This is a genomic window from Leisingera sp. JC1 (assembly GCF_001679925.1).
Lineage (GTDB): Bacteria > Pseudomonadota > Alphaproteobacteria > Rhodobacterales > Rhodobacteraceae > Leisingera.
On sequence record NZ_LYUZ01000082.1, the window covers coordinates 33,609 to 53,331 of the forward strand.

Annotated in this window: 18 protein-coding genes; 17 read left to right on the forward strand and 1 reads right to left on the reverse strand. The window is 60.2% G+C overall.

The window, feature by feature from the left end:
- Positions 1-110: 110 nt before the first annotated feature.
- The 3 genes from A9D60_RS09735 to A9D60_RS09745 are packed head-to-tail and all read left to right on the forward strand — an operon-like array spanning position 111 to position 7,929.
- Positions 111-3,395, forward strand: coding sequence for a TM0106 family RecB-like putative nuclease (locus A9D60_RS09735; protein WP_065267401.1), 3,285 nt, complete (start codon positions 111-113; stop codon positions 3,393-3,395).
- A complete protein-coding gene (locus A9D60_RS26830) occupies positions 3,356-6,622 on the forward strand; it encodes an AAA family ATPase (RefSeq protein WP_217492046.1) in 3,267 nt (1,088 codons plus the stop codon). Before A9D60_RS09735 ends, A9D60_RS26830 begins: the two co-directional genes overlap by 40 nt.
- On the forward strand, positions 6,622-7,929 hold the full coding sequence (locus A9D60_RS09745; RefSeq protein WP_065267402.1) for an McrC family protein: 1,308 nt from the start codon (positions 6,622-6,624) through the stop codon (positions 7,927-7,929). The genes A9D60_RS26830 and A9D60_RS09745 overlap by 1 nt, the downstream gene beginning before the upstream one ends.
- A 37-nt stretch (positions 7,930-7,966) precedes the next feature.
- Here the strand turns inward: A9D60_RS09745 and A9D60_RS09750 are convergent, their stop codons facing one another.
- The gene (locus tag A9D60_RS09750) at positions 7,967-8,146 is read right to left on the reverse strand and encodes a hypothetical protein (RefSeq protein WP_368072345.1); all 180 of its coding nucleotides are present in this window, start codon (positions 8,144-8,146) and stop codon (positions 7,967-7,969) included.
- Between the two features lie 293 nt (positions 8,147-8,439).
- Here A9D60_RS09750 and A9D60_RS09755 point away from each other — a divergent pair, with 293 nt between their 5' ends.
- From A9D60_RS09755 to A9D60_RS09820, 14 genes are read left to right on the forward strand one after another with little or no spacing between them, the layout of a single operon-like run.
- The gene (locus A9D60_RS09755; protein WP_010138156.1) at positions 8,440-8,766 is read left to right on the forward strand and encodes a hypothetical protein; all 327 of its coding nucleotides are present in this window, start codon (positions 8,440-8,442) and stop codon (positions 8,764-8,766) included.
- The gene (locus A9D60_RS09760) at positions 8,723-9,406 is read left to right on the forward strand and encodes a lytic transglycosylase domain-containing protein (protein WP_065267403.1); all 684 of its coding nucleotides are present in this window, start codon (positions 8,723-8,725) and stop codon (positions 9,404-9,406) included. Before A9D60_RS09755 ends, A9D60_RS09760 begins: the two co-directional genes overlap by 44 nt.
- The gene (locus A9D60_RS09765) at positions 9,403-9,693 is read left to right on the forward strand and encodes a TrbC/VirB2 family protein (protein ID WP_054540759.1); all 291 of its coding nucleotides are present in this window, start codon (positions 9,403-9,405) and stop codon (positions 9,691-9,693) included. The genes A9D60_RS09760 and A9D60_RS09765 overlap by 4 nt, the downstream gene beginning before the upstream one ends.
- Before the next feature lie 9 nt (positions 9,694-9,702).
- Positions 9,703-9,981: a type IV secretion system protein VirB3 gene (locus tag A9D60_RS09770; RefSeq protein ID WP_009574151.1), complete on the forward strand. Its 279-nt coding sequence runs from the start codon at positions 9,703-9,705 to the stop codon at positions 9,979-9,981.
- On the forward strand, positions 9,971-12,355 hold the full coding sequence (locus A9D60_RS09775; RefSeq protein WP_065267404.1) for a type IV secretion system protein B4: 2,385 nt from the start codon (positions 9,971-9,973) through the stop codon (positions 12,353-12,355). The genes A9D60_RS09770 and A9D60_RS09775 overlap by 11 nt, the downstream gene beginning before the upstream one ends.
- Complete coding sequence (locus tag A9D60_RS09780; protein WP_065267405.1) at positions 12,352-12,567, forward strand: hypothetical protein; 216 nt, start codon at positions 12,352-12,354, stop codon at positions 12,565-12,567. The genes A9D60_RS09775 and A9D60_RS09780 overlap by 4 nt, the downstream gene beginning before the upstream one ends.
- Positions 12,568-12,571: 4 nt before the next feature.
- Positions 12,572-13,738: a lytic transglycosylase domain-containing protein gene (locus A9D60_RS09785; protein ID WP_065267406.1), complete on the forward strand. Its 1,167-nt coding sequence runs from the start codon at positions 12,572-12,574 to the stop codon at positions 13,736-13,738.
- Positions 13,735-14,532: a type IV secretion system protein gene (locus A9D60_RS09790; protein ID WP_065267407.1), complete on the forward strand. Its 798-nt coding sequence runs from the start codon at positions 13,735-13,737 to the stop codon at positions 14,530-14,532. The genes A9D60_RS09785 and A9D60_RS09790 overlap by 4 nt, the downstream gene beginning before the upstream one ends.
- Positions 14,533-14,546: 14 nt before the next feature.
- Positions 14,547-15,194 (forward strand): virB8 family protein, encoded by a 648-nt coding sequence (locus tag A9D60_RS09795; RefSeq protein WP_043872331.1) that lies wholly within the window; start codon positions 14,547-14,549, stop codon positions 15,192-15,194.
- Complete coding sequence (locus A9D60_RS09800; RefSeq protein ID WP_175392929.1) at positions 15,191-15,892, forward strand: TrbG/VirB9 family P-type conjugative transfer protein; 702 nt, start codon at positions 15,191-15,193, stop codon at positions 15,890-15,892. The genes A9D60_RS09795 and A9D60_RS09800 overlap by 4 nt, the downstream gene beginning before the upstream one ends.
- A complete protein-coding gene (locus A9D60_RS09805; RefSeq protein ID WP_065267409.1) occupies positions 15,889-17,214 on the forward strand; it encodes a TrbI/VirB10 family protein in 1,326 nt (441 codons plus the stop codon). Before A9D60_RS09800 ends, A9D60_RS09805 begins: the two co-directional genes overlap by 4 nt.
- 1 nt (position 17,215) lies before the next feature.
- Positions 17,216-18,250, forward strand: a complete 1,035-nt coding sequence (locus A9D60_RS09810) for an ATPase, T2SS/T4P/T4SS family (RefSeq protein ID WP_065267410.1) — start codon at positions 17,216-17,218, stop codon at positions 18,248-18,250.
- 15 nt (positions 18,251-18,265) lie between these two features.
- The gene (locus A9D60_RS09815) at positions 18,266-18,685 is read left to right on the forward strand and encodes a hypothetical protein (protein WP_040885977.1); all 420 of its coding nucleotides are present in this window, start codon (positions 18,266-18,268) and stop codon (positions 18,683-18,685) included.
- Positions 18,685-19,710, forward strand: a complete 1,026-nt coding sequence (locus tag A9D60_RS09820) for a type IV secretion system protein (protein WP_065267411.1) — start codon at positions 18,685-18,687, stop codon at positions 19,708-19,710. The genes A9D60_RS09815 and A9D60_RS09820 overlap by 1 nt, the downstream gene beginning before the upstream one ends.
- Positions 19,711-19,723: the final 13 nt, after the last annotated feature.

The window sequence follows — 19,723 nt, forward strand, 5'->3', positions numbered from 1 at the left end:
GTTTGCCAAGCACGACAGATATTGACACCCACCGATGTTATTGAAGAAGCTGCAAGCTAACGAGACGTTTCCGCTCCGAGGGTTGCGCTCATTGATGATTGCTGGAACCCATGCGGAAAATTGACAACAAAATCCTTTTTTCGGCGACTGACTTGATGCGGTTCATGGGATGTACCCATGCGACCGCCCTCGACTTATTGCGCCTTAGAGGCGAAGGGCCCACCCCGGGAGAAGACACAGAAGACGCCGCACTTCTGCAGAAGCAAGGAGATGCGCACGAGCTGGCGCATCTCGAACGTCTGAAGGCCGCGGGCAACAAAGTCGTGGAGATCGAACGGGGAAACATCGCCCAGGATTCCGATACGACACGCGCGGCACTGCAAAGCGGTGCCGAGGTCGTCTTCCAAGGTGCATTTCTGTCCGGGAACTGGGGTGGATGGTCGGATTTTCTTTTGCGGGTGGATACGCCCTCGGCGCTTGGACCATTCAGTTACGAAGTGGCCGACACCAAACTGAAACGCCGACCGCATCCCAAGCATGTTCTGCAGCTCGTGCTCTACTCAGACCTTCTGACCGAAATTCAGGGTGTGCCTCCCGTGTTTGCGCATGTTGAACTCGGGACAGGTGAGCGTGCAACGCTGCGGCTGGCAGATTACGCACATTACGCTCGAGCAGCCCGTGCGCGGCTTGAGGCTTTCGTGGCGGAACCGGCTGCCACGCGGCCTGTACCTTGCGCCGACTGCGGACTGTGTCGTTGGGCAGATCACTGCGCCGATGTATGGGCGAAGGAGGACAGCCTCTTCAATGTGGCGAATGTCACGAAGGGCCAGGTCAAGAAGCTTGAAGCAGCTGGTATCAAAACCATGGCGGAGCTGGCGGCGGTCGCCCAACCAGTCCGCGGCATGTCCGAGAACACTCGCTTGCGACTGGTCACGCAGGCGCGTCTGCAGCATGCCCGGAAGACTGGAGGACCAGCGTTCGAATTGAGGGTGCCTGAACCTGGCAAAGGCTTTGACCTGCTGCCAGAACCACAGCCTGGCGACGTCTTCTATGACATCGAAGGAGATCCACACTTCGAAGGCGGGCTGGAATACCTCCACGGGCTCTGGCTCGACGGGCAATTTCTAGCGTTCTGGGCGCATGATCACAGGGCCGAGGCCCAAGCTTTGAGCGATTTACTGGCATTCTTCCGCGCAAGGCTGGAAGAGTATCCTAAAGCGCGCATCTATCATTATGCCCCTTATGAAATCACGGCTCTCAAGCGGCTGACGACCAAATATGGAATCGGCGAAGCCTTTCTCGATCGGCTTCTACGCGAGCGCCGTTTTGTCGATCTGTTCGCCGTCGTGCGTGGAGGACTGATTGGTTCGGAGCCAAACTATTCGATCAAATCGATGGAAGCTTTTTACGACCGAAAGCGCGACGGAGAGGTCAAAACAGCGGGTGGTTCGGTCGTAGCATACGAAAGATGGCGCGAGATCGGCGATCAACACATCCTTGATGAAATCGAGGACTACAACCGTATTGACTGCATCTCGACCGAAGAGTTGCGAGACTGGCTGGTTGGCATCCGCCCGGCAGGACCGTGGCCATCGATTGGCCAAGACGCGGCTCCAAAAGAAGCTGAGGAAGACGGAGAGACAAGGGCGCTCCGCGAGCGGATTGCCGCTTCTGCTTTGCCGGATGAGCGGCAGGATCTACTGTTCAATCTGGGTCTTTTTCACAGGCGCGAGGTCAAACCTGCCCAATGGGCCGTTTTTGACAGCGCCGCGAAAGACGAAGATGACCTCATCGACGATTTGGACGCCCTAGCTGGGCTGGAAGCGATTTCCGCTGTCGAGCCGGTAAAGCGTTCGTTTGCACGCCGCTACCGCTTTCCAGTGCAAGAGACAAAACTGCGGCCAGGAAAGAAAGCCACCGTTCCTGTTTTCGATGGCGCCCCGGTCTCTGTCAATATCGAGGAGATGGACCGGAGAAGACGCGAGATTACGGTCAAGGTCGGACCGGGAAAAGGCCACCTTTTGGAGGATCGCCTCTCTCTCCACCCCGATTGGCCGCTTGATACCAAGGTCATCGCAGCGGCTCTGCAGGACGTCATCGCCGATCAATGCGCGGTTCAGTCCTACCGGGCCGTAGATGATCTTCTATGCAGAGCGGCGCCGCGGCTGACTACTGGGGCGCTGTTGCCGGTTGAGGACCCAGTCATAGGCACGATTGATGCCGTCGGCGCGATGGATCAAACGGTTTTGCCTATTCAGGGTCCCCCGGGCACGGGCAAAACGTTCGTCACTGCCCGCGCGATCCTGTCTCTTGTCCGAAAAGGCGCGCGCGTAGGTGTCACATCGAACAGCCACGAGGCCATCCGCAACGTATTGATGGGGTGCCTAGGTGCGCTTGAAGACGAAGATCTGCCGATCACGCTGGATCTGATTCACAAGGTTTCCGGGTCCGAAGATGGCTACCCAGACGATTGTCCAATTCAACGCACTACAGATAACGCCGAAGCCGCAAGTGGCGGTCATGTCGTGGGCGGAACTGCTTTCTTTTTTGCGCGGGAAGAGAATGTGCAGGCATACGACTGGCTGTTCGTTGATGAGGCGGGGCAGGTTGGCTTGGCCAACATGGCTGCCATGGGGCGCTCTGCAAAAAACATCGTGCTGGTTGGCGATCCGAGACAGCTTCCGCAAGTGATCCAAGGGGCACACCCTGAACCCGCAAATCTTTCCTGCCTGGACTGGATGCTGGGCGATCACGCAACAATTCCGCCTGACAGAGGGATTTTCCTTCCCGTCACGCGCCGGATGCATCCCGACGTCTGCCGTTTCATCTCCGATCAGGTCTACGAAGGTCGTTTGATCAGTCACGCAGCTACGGTCCGCCAAGGCGTATCGGGAACCAGTTTCCCAGCTGCGGGTGCCTTTTGGGTGCCCGTGAACCATGAAGGCAATGCGCAGATCGCTTCCGAAGAGGTTGCCGCAATTCAGGACACGATTGACGACCTTCTAACGGGCACCTGGACTGAAAAAGACGGCACTGAGCGACCCATGCGCCGGTCTGACATCATCGTTGTGGCCCCCTACAACGCTCAGGTGAATGCCCTCCAAGATGCACTTCCCGATGACATTCGGGTCGGGACGGTCGACAAGTTTCAGGGGCAGGAAGCACCTGTATGCCTTGTCTCAATGACGGCATCTTCTGCTGAAGAGACATCGCGAGGCATGGAGTTTCTGTTTTCGCTCAACCGTATCAATGTGGCGGTGTCGCGTGCCAAGGGCCTGGCCTTGGTCTTCGGCTCACCGCGCTTGCGCGAGGCCAAGTGCGATACCGTGGAACAAATGCAGCTGATCAACACGCTATGCGCGCTGAAAAGCTATCAACCAGAATCAACGAGATAGGGAAAATGGACTGGAGCAGTTTCACAAACCGCATTTCCGAACTTGAAATAAAGCGAAAGCCCTCGGCTAATCGCCGTGCAGTGTTTGAAGTCATTCGGAACTCGAAACTGCGGCCAAACCCGGATTACGATGCAAGCCTCTATCTTGGCCCACTGATCGATCCGCAGGGTCGGCCGCTCTGTCTCGAGTATACGAACGATCGCCCAAACCTCTGGTTTCACGAGAGTCATGTGCCTGCGCTGCGCGATGCCGGCCTGGAACCCAGCAGGAAGCCGCCGTCCGGAAGCGACAGTGAAGGTCGCCACAGCGGGCTCAAGTCGAAAGGTTTTCAAGACATAGACGCTTGGAAGCTTGGTGACCTCGATCCCGATAGGGCGCGCGCAGCTCTGACCGCTCTTGGCTTTGCGGGAGACTTTCAGCTCGACCCGACTGCCGTGAAGCGCTGGATAGAGCGTCTGCAACACTTCTTTCCAAGCCTCGATCGCTTCGATCGCCCGGATCCAGATTTTGATGAAGCAGAACGAAACTACAAACTGGCAACGATCAACAAGCTGCGCCCGGCCCTGGAAAGCGCAGGCGATGACAGCTCGATTACAGAAGCCGTTTTCACCGCCGCGACTGACTCTAACAACCTTTTGGATTGGCGCACGAGCGAACCTCTAAGCCCAAAGAGCAACGCTGATCACGGGCTTCTCGATCCCGCCGTTGCGTCGCTTGTACGTGCTGCACTTAGATCACCGGAAGAACATGCGGCGGCGCTCGACATCTTCGCAGGCATTTGGAAAGAGGCCGTGCCGAACGGCACGGAAGACGCGGCGAGGCAGATCGGTGAGTTCATTTTCTTTCATCTATGGCCAGATCAGGCAGTCTACATCCGGCATACGGTTAGGCAGGATCTATGGCGCGAAGCAGTACGAACACCATTCCCGAAGCATTCAACGCTTGCCGAGACCTACGCGGATGAGATGCGCTTTATGAAGGCAGTACGTCACGCATTCGAAGAGCGCGGCCTCGCACCTCGAGATATGATCGACGTTCAAAGTGCGCTTTGGGTCGTCCATAACTATGCGATGGAGGAAGGCGCAAAAGGCCACGCACTCGATCGAGCCCAGATTGAAGCCGCGATGGACGCATACGACAGCTACCGTGCGAACGGAGCTCATAGCGATATCTTTGGTGCCTTCGGTGAGCCACGCGACTATTGGGTCCGGTCATCGCGTGAGCGCGGAAACCGCGTTTATCCGACCAAACCGCTAATTGGCTTCATTCTCGGCAAGACAGAACTAAACGGTGGCTGGGGACAGAAGGCGGATGCTGCTGCGCGTCTTCACAACGCCGGTTACATCATCGTCGACCAAAACGATCAGCCCACCGAGCGCCCTGAGCGGTACGAACACCTAATGGAAGGTGCCGACCGGATCAGGCTCTGCGCCCTGAACTATTTCATCGAACCTGCCCGGGAAAAGTCGGCCAGGGAGGTCTCCATCCGCGCAGGAGACCTTTCTGCGGGAATCGGGTTGAAAGACGCGTTCCCGAACATCTGCCAGGCACTTGGTGGTGAAAAATTCCAGAAACTTGCGCAAGTACCACCGCCCACGAGCACCGAACCAAATCCAAGCAGTTCGACCGTTTTCACCTATACGCTAAATTCCCAACCGGAGGCGGACACCGTGACCGACACAAAAAAAGCGCCCTCGCCATCCGCCGTAAACTTGATCCTCTATGGCCCGCCGGGCACGGGCAAGACGTATCAGACGGCATGGGAGGCCGTCCGGCTGTGCTTGGGTGACGAGGCTACTGCTGCACTAAATGGACAAGATGGCCGAGCAGAGCTCATGAGCACGTACCGCAGCCTTGTGAGCGAGGGGCGCATCGAATTCGTGACTTTCCACCAGTCTATGTCCTACGAGGAGTTCATCGAGGGACTGCGACCGACTACGGATCAGTCCGAGGACAGCTCGGCGGGTACCGGGTTCCGGCTGGAGCCCGCACCCGGCATATTCAGGCGCATCTCGGAGCGTGCGGAGAAGGGCGTGCCGACAGCACCGCGAGAGAACGTCGTTTCCCTCGACGGGCGGCAGGTCTTCAAGATGTCGATCGCGCGCGCCAACGTGGCCGCGGAGGACTACCTGTTCGAGGAAGCCATCTCCGAGGGGCACACGCTCCTCGGCTGGGAGGACATCGACTTCTCCGACGACAGGTTTTCCGATGTCGAGGAGATACTGGAGGCTTGTCGTACCCATGGCGAGCGCGAAGGCGAGGTTACTCTCCAGTCGGGCCAAGTGAGCCAAGTGGACGTTTTCCGCAATCAGTTGGACGTGGGAGACATCATCGTTGTCACCAAGGGCAACCGACTGTTCCGGGCCATCGGCGAAATCACGGGGGAGTACCAATACCGGCAGCGGGACAACCGGAAATACTGCCACAGGCGGTCCGTGCGATGGCTCTGGGTCGACAGAGATGGGGTTCCTGCCTCCGAGATCTACGATAGCAATTTCACCATGAAGTCGATCTATGCCCTCGATCTGGCCCGCCTCGATACTGTTGCCATCGAAAGCTACATGAATAGCGGCGGCGAACCGATCCATCGGGAGGCAAGACCGCATGTCCTCATAATCGACGAGATCAACCGGGCAAACATCTCGAAGGTCTTCGGCGAGTTGATCACGCTTCTCGAGCCCGACAAGCGGCTCGGGACGGACAACGAGATCCGCCTAACGCTTCCCTATTCCAAGAAGTCCTTTGGCGTGCCTCAGAACCTCCATGTCATCGGTACGATGAACACGGCCGATCGCTCCATCGCGCTGTTGGACACAGCACTACGCCGCCGGTTTTCTTTCAAGGAACTGATGCCCGACCCTTCAGTTTTGTCGGACAACGTTGATGGGGTCGATCTGCAAAAGCTGCTGTCTACGATCAACGAGCGAATCGAGTATCTGTTCGACCGGGAGCATCAAATCGGGCACGCGTACTTCACAGGCTGCCAGACGCGGGCGGATATTGAGAGCGTCATGCGAGACAAGGTGATCCCGCTTCTGGCTGAGTATTTCTATGAGGACTGGTCCAAGGTCGCAGCTGTTCTTGGCGACTCTACTCACGGTCCCGCCCGCTTCCTCGATGCCAAACAAATTGCGGTACCCGGAGGCATGACTGAAGACGACTTTTCTAGCGAAAAACTGCGGTGGACGGTCAAAGACAAATTCGACTTCTCGGAGTTTGCGGCCTGATGCCGGCCTTCACCCTGCGCGAATGGGAAACGTTGCCCCACGGCGAAGGGGACGGCTGCATTCCCGATCATTTTGCCGAGCGTCTCGCGGCGCTCGCCAGAGCATCGACCTTTGCAGGAAGGGGTGGAGGCGGAGTGCTTGAGGATCGGCGCCATGAACTGCGGGCGCGTGGCGTTGTCGGGGTCCTGGCAACCGATGGCTGCAGCCTTGAAATTCTTCCCAAGATCGATGTCGAAGGGCAAGGATGCGAAGCAAGAAAGAATGCTGCCATTCGCAAGCGTCTTGTTCACATGCTCGCAGTCGCACTGGACCTAAAAATCGAGACAGGCCAGATCACAGAGCTTGACTGGCAGCGCGAAACGCTTCTGGAAATTCTCATCCGCATTTTCTGCAGCAAGCTGACCGATGCCGTTCGCCGCGGCATGCCGCGGCGATATATTGTCCAAGAGGATGACCTTGCAGCGTTGCGCGGGACGCTCAATCTGCCTCGTCAATTTACTCGTCACGCAGCGAACCCCTCACGGCTCGCTTGCAAATTTGATGAGCTGTCAGAAGACATCGCTCTGAACCGCATCATGAAAGCAACGGTCGCACATCTCTCCAGAATGTCGCGCAGTCCCGCCAATCAACAGCGTTTGCGCGAACTGGCTTTCGTCTACGCCGATATATCCGAAGTCGCTGTTCCTGCGCTGAAATGGAATGAGGTCATCATCGACCGGACAAACCGGGCGTGGCAGGAATTGTTCGGGATGGCGCAACTTTTTCTGCGTAATCGGTACCAAACGACGAGTGCCGGGGTGGGGCGGGGGACTGCACTCCTCTTTGAGATGAACGCACTTTTTGAGGAATATGTCGGCCGACTGATCACACGCGCTTTGGCACGCACGGAGTATCGGGTCTCTCTACAAGGCGGGAGACTATTCTGCCTGACATCGCTCGATGATGACCGCGCTGTGTTCCAGACGAAACCCGATATCCTGATCTGGCGTGCGGGGCAGGTTGTCCATGTGATCGACACGAAGTGGAAGCGGATTTCCTCCCGTATTGATGATCGAAAACAAGGAGTGTCCCAAGGCGACGTCTATCAGATGATGGCCTATGCGCACCTGTACAAAGCCCCGCGACTGACGCTGCTCTATCCGCATCACCAAGATCTTTCAGGATCGGAAGGTCTTCAGGCCCAGTTTCGGATATCAGGTCAGGAGACGATCATCGAGACGGCGAGCGTGGATGTCGCAGTTGGTGACGACATGATCGCCCGCTTGAAAAACATCATTGCGTTGGAGACTGACGGAGCGTTGGTCTAACGGTTGATTTCTACTGGCGGCACAAACCCGTAGTCGCTTACTCGAGAGCATTCAGGAACCTGGCGTAGTCATCACTGACCTCCCTCGCCTCAACAAAGGCGCGAGCGCGCTCGGCGTCGAGACAACGGAAGTAGTCCTGCACATCGGCAATGTAGGTCTCGAAATCGCTTCTGATCAGATCGGCGTAGGCACGCATGTCTTCTTGCGACTGAGGCAAGAACGGTCGTTCGGGAGGTACGCAATCTGCTGCCGCGGCTATCGGCATGCTTCCAAGCAGGAACGCGAACAGCAACGGTGCGTTGCGCGCAATAAACAAGCGCAGGGCAAAACTCCTTTGCCGCCTTTAAGATTATCATTCTGTCGGCTATCACCGTTATCGGAGCAAGGCGAACTTCGTCAACACGTTATTATTGTCTTGCTATCATTAATGTTGTTTTGTATCGCTCACGGTGTTGCGACCCCGTGGGCCTGATACTGCACCCAGGCAGAACAAGGACCCAAGGGAAGGCCATGATAGAAGAAGCCCCGAATGTGGTTACAGAAGACGGACTGCGCGGCTTGCTCGCCGAGGGCTACCTCATTGAGGTGGTCTGCAAGGAGAGAGCAGAGAAGCGCCATAACAGCTGGTACGGCTCGTGGGTCATCCGCGCCGTCGCCACTGATGGGCGTGACGATAAGATGCTCGTCACCAGCCGAAGCGTCCTCAAGCTCCGCGACTTCAAAACCATCGTTGGCCTTGTCAGTTTCCTGGCCGACATGGGCTGTACGACCGCTAGCATCCCACTTGAAGAAGGTGGCCGCGAGCGCCACGCCGCGCCTCCGGTCAAAGGCAGCTGACCGCGCGACTGCGCTCGTCGTTGCTTTGGGTACAGGCGTTTGTTCCGCGCCCCCGGCCCTGGCCGACGTTTTCATCTTTTCGGTTGGCCCAGACGGCCAATTGATTTCCTCTTCTCAAGAGACAAACGGGCGCCTTTTTCTCTTCGCAGAACCTCGCGTTCCTGACGCAACGAGCGAGACAGCGATCCCGGCTCGATCCGCCGCCCGCGCCACCCCAGAAATCCTCCATGCGATCGAGACCACGGCGCTACGGTATGCCGGGCATGGTGCGCTGCGTCGCGCGGGGCTTTCCGTCACTGATTGGGCGCTCCTTTACCGAGCCAACATTGAAGTCGAGAGCGCATACAATCCGGCTGCACGTAGCCCTGTCGGTGCCATAGGCCTCGGGCAGCTTATGCCGGATACTGCCCGCGACCTCGGCGTCGACCCACATGACATTGCGCAGAACCTCGACGGATCAGCTCGCTACCTGCTGATGATGCTCGACCAGTTCGGCGAGGGCTCTCTGGCCCTTGCGGCATACAACGCTGGCCCTGAGGCGGTCACACGCCACGGCGGCATCCCCCCTTTTCGAGAAACCCAAGGGCATGTGGCCCGTGTGACTGCCGTGTTTGAGCGGCTCAGAGGAGATCTTTCATGACATCGAGACCTTCGATCGTCGCGCTCGGCGCGATGGCCCTTATCGTGCTGGCGGGTCCAGCGCTTGCACAGAGCATCGACCTCTCGCCGGTGCAGACCCTGCTTCAAGGAATTGTCGATGCGATCACCGGTCCCTTGGGGATCGTGATTGGCACGCTCGCACTGATCGGGGTGTTCCTTTCCTGGCTCTTTGGCATCCTCGACTTTCGTCAGGCGCTCTGGGTCGTGGTTGCAATCGCCGGCATCGCCGCAGCACCCACCATCGTCGCCGCCATCTGGACCACCTGAGCTCCATCCATGGCTGACCAGTCCCGCGTCTTCATCGGTCTTCTCAGGCCACCCAAGCTGATGGGCTTGCCGATCATGTACGCCATGGTCTGGCTCTTCGGCTCGACGCTTCTGTTCCTCTGGGTGCAGAGCTGGGTGGTGGCTGTGTTCGCGGGGCTGGCCTGGCCGGCGCTCTGGAAGGCCGCAGACTGGGATCCGAACTTCCTCGATGTCCTGGTGATCACCCTGCAGGAAACCCCGCCCACGACGAATCGCAAGCTGCACGGAGGCGACAGCTATGCCCCGTGATGGAATTGCTTATGAGGTTGAGAACGCCATCGATCCGCTGACCGCGCTACCCGCATGGGTCAAGGGCGAGAAGCGGCTCTCAATGATGCTGCCTTATGTGAGCCTCGTGAACGACCGAACGATCCGGACACGCGGCAACGAACTGATGCAGTGCATCCGCCTCGAAGGGGTGAACAGCACCACGAGCGAGGACGGGCATCTCGACCGGATCGGAGGGTTGCTGGCTGGCATCGTCGCGCAGGTGGGGACGGAGTTCTCATTCTACCTGCACAAGGTCTCGAAAGCGGTCGATGTGACCCTGCCGCCCGTTCCGGGCGTAGGGTTTGCGGCTGCCGTCGACGAACGATGGCACGCGCATCTCGGCCGCGCGGGTTTGCGCGACAAGACGCTGACCCTGACGGTGCTGAAGCGACCTGAGACCGGCAGCCGCTTGCCGTTCGGACTTGGGGCGTCTCGCTCGCGACACGCGGCCGACACCACCCGCCGCTTGCGCAAGCTCGACGAGGTTGTGGGGTTTCTGCTGTCCTCCTTCGATGAGCTGAAGCCCCGCCTGCTGGCCGCAAGCACCGGAGAGCTTCTGGGCTTCCTCGGTTCACTCAACACGGGCGAGGAGCACCCGCTCTTCCCCCGGTCGCGCCTCGGTGTGATCGCCGAGGACGTAGCCAATACGCGCGTCACCTTCCGCGGCACGACCATCGCACTCTCGGACGGTGCCGTCAGCGACAAGCTCGGGGCGATCTTTGCGGTGAAGAACTACCCCGCCAAGACCGATAGCCTGATGCTCGACGAGTTGAATCTGCCCGTCGACATGGTGGTCACACACTCTTTTGTGCCGATCAACGCCAACATCATGGCGGGCCGGATCAAGCGGCAGCTGCGGCTAATGCAGGCCGCCAATGACGGAGCCGTCAGTCTCGCCCAGGAACTGGAACTCGCGCAGGACGATCTGGAATCCAAACGCCTGATCTTCGGCGAGCACCACATGACCGTGGCCGTCTATGCCCGCACCCAGACGGCGCTTGACGACATCGCGGCCGAAATCCGCAACATCTCCGCCACTTCCGGGATCAACCTGATCTCGGAGGCCTTCGGGGCGCGGGCGCATTTCATGGCGCAGCATCCCGGCAATACCGGAGCGCGAAGCCGCAAGGCCGCAATCACGAACCACAACTTCGCCGATCTCGCTACCTTCCACCGCACCCCGCTCGGAAAGACAGGGCGGGAAGTCCCCTGGGGCGTGCCGATCACGCTCTTTCCGACACCCGAGCGCAGTGGTTTTCGCTTCAACTTCCACGAACAGGGCGCGCCGGATCGCGAACCCACGGGTGGCCACACGCTGATCCTCGGCCGTCCCGGCTCGGGCAAATCCGTGCTGGCAGCATTCCTGATGACCATGGCCCGGCGCGCAGGTGCGCGGCTTTTCGTTTTCGACTACCGCGCCGGGATGGAAATGGCGGTCCGCGCGCTTGGCGGCAGCTATTCGACGGTGCGGGCAGGGCGACCCACGGGTCTGAACCCGCTGCAAACCGAGATCGACGCCCGCGGGCAGGCCTGGCTTGCCGACTGGCTTGCAAGTCTTCTCGAGCGCCGCGACCGGCCTCTGACCCCGGTGCAGACCAACCGACTGCAGGAGGTCGTACGCCAGAACGCGAGCGCAGGACATGCGGGCCTACGGAACTGGTCGGATTTCGCCTCGCTGCTGGTCTCGACCGATGACGAGGGCGATCTCTTCGAGCGTATGCAGGAATGGACGGCCGAGGGTCGCTACGGCTGGATCTTCGGGGCCAATGCCGAGGACAGTTTCAGCATCGATGGAGACGTCGCGGGCTTTGACCTCACCGGCATCCTCGATTCCGAGAGCGAGCGGGAACGCATGGCGGTCCTGTCCTACCTCTTCCGCCGGGTCGAGCGGGTGATCGAGGACCGCAAGCCCACCATCATCGTCATCGACGAGGCATGGAAAGCCCTCGACAACACCTACTTCGCGGAGCGACTCAGCAACTGGTTGGTGACCGCCCGCAAGCAGAACGCCGTCGTCGTGATGATGACGCAATATGCCAGCCAGCTCGAGCGCACGCGCACCGGCAAGACCATCGTGGAAGCGGTGCCGACGCAGGTGCTCTTGCCCAACATTCGTGCTTCCGCCGCTGACTACGCGATGCTCGGCCTGACCGAGAAAGAGCTCGACGTGCTTCTAGGCGTCGGCTCGGCCTCGCGGCTCGCGCTTGTACGCGACGACCGTGGTTCCGTCGTGATCGATGCCGATCTCAGCGCGCTCGGCCCGCTCGTGACCATCCTTGGCGGAATGGAGAAGGGCGAAGCGCTTGTCGGCGCCGATTATCGCGAACGTCCTGATTTCTGGAGAGTGACATGACCCGTACCATCATTCGCAGCGTCGTGCTGCTCGGGCTCGGCCTGACCCTGACAGCCTGTGCGCAGCATAACCCCCCGCAATCCAACTGCTTCAATTTTCGCGAGGCTCCTGCGCAGGCAGGAACCGCCACCGCCACGATCTCGACCATGGGGGCGGAGGTCACGCGCCGCGACACGGCCTGCGATTTCGTCCTCTTGGGGGCGGGCGGCTGAGCCAATGCGGACCTGGCTTCCTCTCTCGATGATCGGCTTTGCACTGGCAGGTCCCACGGCAGGGCCAGCGGTCGCCCAAGGCGTGCCGACCTTCGATCTGCGCCTCTTCGCAGAGCGGCAGGCCATCCTTGAGCAGACCGATCGGGACCTGGCACTGCAGCAGGTCCGGCTAAGCCGCGAGGAGGAACTGGCCGTAATCGAGCGCCAGCAACTCGCCTCCCTCGAAGGGCTGATGGATGCCATGTCGCTTGGCGCTGGAGACGTGGCCGGAACCGTGGCGGGGCTCGAGGCGGGGCAGGGGGCGGTAGACGACGTCGAAAGCGCGGCCGCCAGTCTTTATGCGCCCGAGGACACCAATCCAGCGGCAGCGCGGATGTTCGGCGATGCCAGGGAGGGGATCGAGGAGCTGATCATCCGCGCAGCACGCGACACCCATAGTCTGTCCGGGGTCGGCCGCGCAGGTCTTTCGCTCGTGCAATGGCGCTGTCTCTTGCAGGCGCTGATCTGGCAAGAAAGTCGTTTCCAGATCGGGGCACGCTCACCCGTGGGGGCCTTCGGACTTACCCAGATCATGCCCGGTACCGCGGGCGATCTCGGGATCTACCCGGCCTATTACGACGATCCCTATCTGCAGGTCACCGGCGGTGCGCGATACCTCGCACAAATGCTGAACATGTTCGATGGCAACATTATCCATGCGCTCGCCGCCTATAACGCCGGTCCTGGCAATGTGCAGGATTATGGCGGTGTGCCGCCTTTCGCGGAAACCCAGCACTATGTCGTGGTGATCCCGCAGCAGTACAACAGCTACCTCGCGGCCGTAGGCGGCATCGATGCGCTCGGCACCATCGACCCTGTGCTCCTCGCCAACGCGAGTTTCAGCCTCTCGGCCCATGGCGCAGGGGTCTATGGCGACTATTCGCTGGTCTCGGTCCGCGCCGCCGCCCTGCGGGTTCAGGACATCATTACACGCATCAGTGAAACCGAGGATATCCACGAGGCCATCGCGCTCAACACCTATGCCCGGGCAGAACTTGSCCGACTGGTCGCAATCCGAACCCGGATCAAGGCCGCCCGAACCGAGCCACTCAGCGCCGAGCAGATCGCCTTGGCGGCGGCCCAGGCTGCCGAGCGGCAATTCATGGATTTCAGTCAGGAGGATTTGCGTTGAACCTGCGCCTGCCCCGTTCCCTTTTCGCCGGTAGCATCGCTCTCGCGCTTGCCCTCAATGTCACCGGACCTGTCGCGGCACAGGGTGTGCCCACGGTGGACACTCAGAACATTGCCCAGGAAATCCGTCAGCTTCAGCAGATGCTGCAGGATTTCGGGGTCCAGACGGATCTTCTGGACAATGCATTGGAGCAACTGGACATGCTGCAAAGCCAGCTCGATCAGCTGAACGAGATGTATGCCTCGCTCACCGGGCCGCGCAGCATCCTCGGGCTTGCCATGGGCGGGGACCTCGACTCCTTGCTTGAGGCCAACTTCGAAGACATCCCCGGCCTGATCCGAGGCATCCAGGCGGGTGATTGGAGCGCTCTCATCGGGCCCAATGCCGTGCCCATGCGCACGCAGATGGAACAGGCGCTGGCAAGCGCCGGGTTCGACGAGGATTCACTCCGCGAGATCGCCACCAGCGGCAATCCGGGCGCCGAAGGCGTGGCCACGCGGGCAACCACAGGTGCTGTGATGTCGGCGGCGGCGCAGAACAGCCACGCAGAGGCGGAACAGTCTCTCGAACGGGTGGAACGTCTGGTCGAGATGATCCCGGACATGGAAGATCTCAAAGCCTCGATGGATCATAACACACGCGTCACGGCGGAACTCGCCATCGCCATGACCCGGATGTGGGAGCTGGAAGCGATCCAAACCCTAGGCGCTGGCAATGCAGGCGTGGTTGACGCCGCCACCGTTGCTGAAGAACGCCTCTACATGGACTTCACCTTGCCGGATCTTGAGCCGTGAGTGGGGCAGGGGTGATGACTGCGCGCGAGCTCGTGGAAGAGGAACTTGTCTACGGTGCCCTGCGCCGGGAACAGCTTTGGCGGATGATCGGCATTTCCGGGGCAGGCTTTGGCGTATTCGGCTGTTTGACGGCTGCGGCTGTCGCGCTGATGGTCGAGACGCCGCCTCCCGTGGTTGTGCCCTACGATCCCGCGACCGGGATGGCGCTCCCCAATGCCACGGTTGAAACCGTGTCGCTCGCCGAACGGCCTGCCGTGATCGAAGCGCAAATCTACCGCTACATTTTCGACCGCGAAACCTACAACCAGCTCGACAACGATCTTCGTGTCCGCCGTGTCCTGGCACAGTCTTCCGGATCGGCCGAGGCCAGCATGCGCGCGATGTGGACATCGGGGCAGGACAGCTATCCGCCGACGCGTTACGGGGCTGCGGCCGAGATGGCTGTCGAGATCGCATCGATCACCCTTATTGGCGATAACCGCGCCCAGGTGCGGCTCAGAAAGCGCCTGACCAGCCCTCAGGGGGTACAGGATGGATCGTTCACTGCCACGTTGATGTTCGAATTCCGGCCCGAGCGGACCCGCGCGATCGACGATGTTTGGCAAAACCCTTTCGGTTTCACCGTTACCCAATATGCCATCCGATCGGACCGTTCCGAATGACTCGCACTCCAATCTCTGCGCTGCTGGCCGCCAGTATTCTCGCGTTCGCGGGAACGACTGCTTTGGCCGAAACTACGCCCCGTCCAGGTTCTCATGACAATCGCGTGCGCGTCGCGACCTGGACTGAAGGCCAAGTTTACCGTGTCGTCACGACTCTGACCAGCGTCACCACAGTCGAATTCGGTGAGGGTGAAACCATCCGCTCGATCATCGCCGGCGATACGGTCGGGTTTCAATTCGACGGTGTCCCGGGTGGCCGTGCCTTCGCCATCAAGCCGACAGCATCTGGCGTCGCCACCAACATCACCGTCTACACCAACCGTCGCTCCTACTACTTCCATGTCGTCGAAGCCCGGGAGACGCCGCATTATGTCGTGCAGTTCCGCTATCCTGAAAACCGCGTACAACCCACCAGGGCGGTTGCGGCCGATGCGCCGAACGCGAACTATGCGGTCAGTGCCCGAGAAGAGTTCACGCCGACGGCCATCTGGGATGATGGTACCTTCACGTATTTCCGGTTCGCACGGAATGCGCCGGTGCCCGCCATCTTCCGATATTCGAACGGCAGGGAACGCGCGGTGAACAGCCAGGCCTTGAGTGACGGCGTCATCCGCGTGTCCGGCGTCAACCGACAATGGGTCCTTCGCCTTGGCGAAGAGGTGATTTGCGTCCAGGACGCAGGACAGGCCACATCATGACCGAAGGTACGGAAGACCTCGCCGCGCGCCTCGCGGCTCTCGAAGGCTCGACAGGCAAAGCGAAGGCAAGCAAGCGGCCTGCACCGCTTGCCGCGATCCTTGGAGTCGTCGGCATCGCGGCAGCAGGCGGTCTGGCATGGGCTGCCCTACAGCCGTCGGCAGAAGCACCAATGGCGACCGCCGCGCCGGAGGAGTTCCAGAGCAGCGGCCCCGGATTCGGAGATCTGGCGCCGATTTCTACCCCGGAGCCCAGCCAAGCCCCGCCTGCGGGCACAGGTCCGAGCGAGTCTGAACTCGCGCTGATGGAAAGTCTTGCGACATTGAGAGCGGAACTCGAGGAACTGCGCGCAAGACCGGCCGAGGCCGCGAATAGCGGGGCGGAGCAGGCTATTGCGGACCTGACGGCGCAAATTGCCACCTTACAGGAAGCATCCGCCGAGGCGCAGCGTGCCCTCGAGCGGCAGCTGACCGAGCGGGATCGCGAATTGAATCAGCTCCGCATGGACTTGGAGCTAGCACGGCTTGTACCACCAGAGCCGACCTCATTGGGACCAAGTGAAGAAGAATTGCGGCTGGCCGAACTCGAAAGGCGGCGCGCAGCCGAAGCTGAGGCCCGCGCAGAGCGCATCGCGTCTCCTATGATCGCGTTCTCCGGGATGGGCGCGGGTGCGGATAGGGAGAATACGCTGGAAGCCGCGCGTCTGAATGCAGATGAAGCCTTTGTTCGTTCGGGCGCGCAACCAGCACAGGTGACACGTGCCGAAGTGATCGCGAACCCATTGAACACGGTTGTTCAGGGCACCATGATTCAGGCTGTGACAGAGACGGCCCTCGACAGCACACTGCCCGGCGCGATCCGCGCCATCGTCTCGGAAGACGTCCATTCTTTCGATGGAACGCGTATCCTGATCCCGCGCGGCGCGCGGCTGATCGGGCGCTACCGCTCCGATGTCGCACTTGCCCAATCGCGCGTCATGGTGGCATGGGATCGGATCATCTTGCCCGATAATCAGACCGTGCAGATCAGCGCCTTCGGTGGAGACGAACTCGGCCGTACTGGCACCACCGGGTTTGTCGACACCCGTTTCGCGCAACGCTTCGGCTCCGCCGCGCTGATCTCCTTGATCGGCGCCTTGCCTGCGGCTGCAGCGGGTCAAATCGACAGCGAGGCGGCGGCCGATGTTGCGAGTGATGTCGGCACCGACCTGCGCGATAGCACGCAAAGCGTGATGCAGGACTATCTGGCGATCCGGCCAGTGATACATGTCGATCAGGGTACACGGATCACGGTCATGGTTGATCGTGACCTCGAGATTTTCTGACATGGCTGCAAGTTATCTGGAAGCGTCGCTCGACCGTTTCGGCCCCGAGGTCCTGCGCGATGAAACGATCGAGATCTGTATCAATCCCGACGGACAAGTCTGGGGCGAATTCCAGGGCGATCACTTCATGCGAGGTCTCGGCAGCCCGCTGAGCCAGACCGAGATCAAGGACCTCGGCAACCAGATCGCCTCGGCCGCCTCGACGACGCTCAGCACGAAGAAGCCCATTGTCTCGGTCTCGATCCTATATCGAGATCGCCCGATCCGCGCGCAGGTGATCCAGCCGCCGGCAGTCGAGGGCGGGTTTTCAATATCGTTGCGCTTCTTCTCCTCCCTGCCGCTGAAGGCAATCCGGCTCGGCTTCCTCTATGGAAAGGAGCGCAGCCTCGAAGGTCTGCGGCGCGAACGAAACGCCGCGCTGCGCGATGTGGTTGCCTCCGGCGACATCGACGCCGCGCTGCGCTTCTGCGTCGAGAACAAGCTCAACATGATCGTTTCGGGCGGTACATCGACCGGCAAGACGGTCGCGGCGCGCAAGATCCTTTCGCTGATCCCGCCCGAAGAGCGGATCATCACCATCGAGGAGGCGGCCGAGCTGCGCCCCGAGCAGCCCAATGCCGTGACGTTGATCGCGGACCGGGACACGGATGCCCGCAGTGCCGATGTGCTCTTGGCCACAACGCTTCGCATGCGACCTGACCGGATCGTCCTAGGCGAAGTCCGCGGGCGCGAGGCGATGACGTTTCTCGAGGCAATCAACACCGGCCACGGTGGATCGCTGACTACGCTCCATGCCGAGACTCCACAACTTGCTGTTCGCCGCCTCGCCATCGCCGCCCTGAAAACCGATGTGCCGATGACCTATGCCGACATGATCGATTATATCGAGGGCTCAATCGACGTGATCATTCAGGCAGGCCGCCATGAAGGCGCGCGCGGAATCACCGAGTTCTTCCTGCCGGGTCAAACCACAGATTTGAACCTCGACACGGTCGACGGCAGAGGCAACAAGAGCCCCTCCGTTGCCGCTGAGTAAAAAAGGACCCCCCAGATGCGAAAACCAATCCTCGCAGTCATGCTTGCCGCCCTTGCGGGCCCACTTGTGGCGCAGACTTCGCCTCCGATCTCAAACGATCTCACGGTCGATATGTCGCCTCAAAAGTACCGGATTTGCAACGATCGTCCGGCGCGCCCGACCTGGATGGACGAAATCAATCCGCGGGAAGCCTACAAGGCGCTGACGTTGATGCGTCTCTACGAGTTGCGGTCATGGGAGACGATCAACGAAAGTGGCGATTGCGGCTGTGATGTGCGCTTCCCGTCTTGGGATGCCGCTTCGACCGAGTACGAGGAACAGTTCGCGAGCAACACCCAAGCGGAGCACACTCAAGCCCAATTGGCCCTCCGCAACGAACAGAACCAGATCGCCCGCGCCGTCCAGGATATCTGCGAAGCGCAAGGCAACTGGTAATGAGCATAGTCAGCTGGATGGTTGGAACCGCCGACGGCTTCCTCGCCGATGCGGCCGAGTCCCAGTTCGGGGCCGTGGCAAGCAATACCGGCACGATCGTCCTGCTGATGGTCACGCTTTCGCTGATCGGCGTCTGCATCAACATGGCATTCCAGTTCCGCAGCATGGATGGGGCAAGTTTCTTCTGGTACCTGATCAAGCTGATGCTGATAGGAGTCTTCGCTTTCAACTGGGCCAACTTCAACGCTGTCGCAAATGCAGTCATTGGTGGGCTCGACTATGTGGCGGGCGCACTGATTTCATCAGTCGGGGGCGGCGGGGCGGGCGCTACCTATTTCGCAGCCGAATTCGACCGACTGATTACAGAGTTCAGCCAATACCTTAACGCTATCGGCAACAACCTCAACTGGATGACCGGAGCGATCCTCGGCGGCATTGGCCTGGTGCTCCTCAGCCTTCTCGGCTTCATGACCGGCATCGTACTCATCTTCGCCAAGATGATGCTGACACTCATGCTTGGCCTCGCTCCGATCATGATCGCACTGTCGCTCTTTGACGCGACCAAGGATTTCTTCCACAGATGGGTCTCGACGACAGTCAGCTATGCCTTCTACCCCATCGTAATCGCAGCAATGTTCTCTACCGTCGTCGGCATGGCGAATTCGCTGCTAGCCCAGCTCGGTGATCCGAACTCGGCAACCAACATCGGATCGCTCGTGCCGTTCTTCGTCATGGTTTTCCTGGCCAAAGGATTTGTAGCAGCAACACCCCTGATCGTTCGCGGCATCTCGGGAAACCTAATGGTGGCGGCGGCACCGGCGATTGTCAGCGGGTCCGCAGGGGTACTGCGAGGGCTGGCTAACACATCTGGTGTCCAGGGCAGGTCGCGGATAGGGGCGCTCACGACGGGTGAGGCGATTGGACGTGGAACTGTACACGCTCCTGCTGCGGTAAAGAGCGCCGCGGCGACGGCGAGCGCGCAGGTGGTCAGGATGGCCGAGAGGGCAAAGCGATTGGGAAGATAAGCATAGGGAGAAT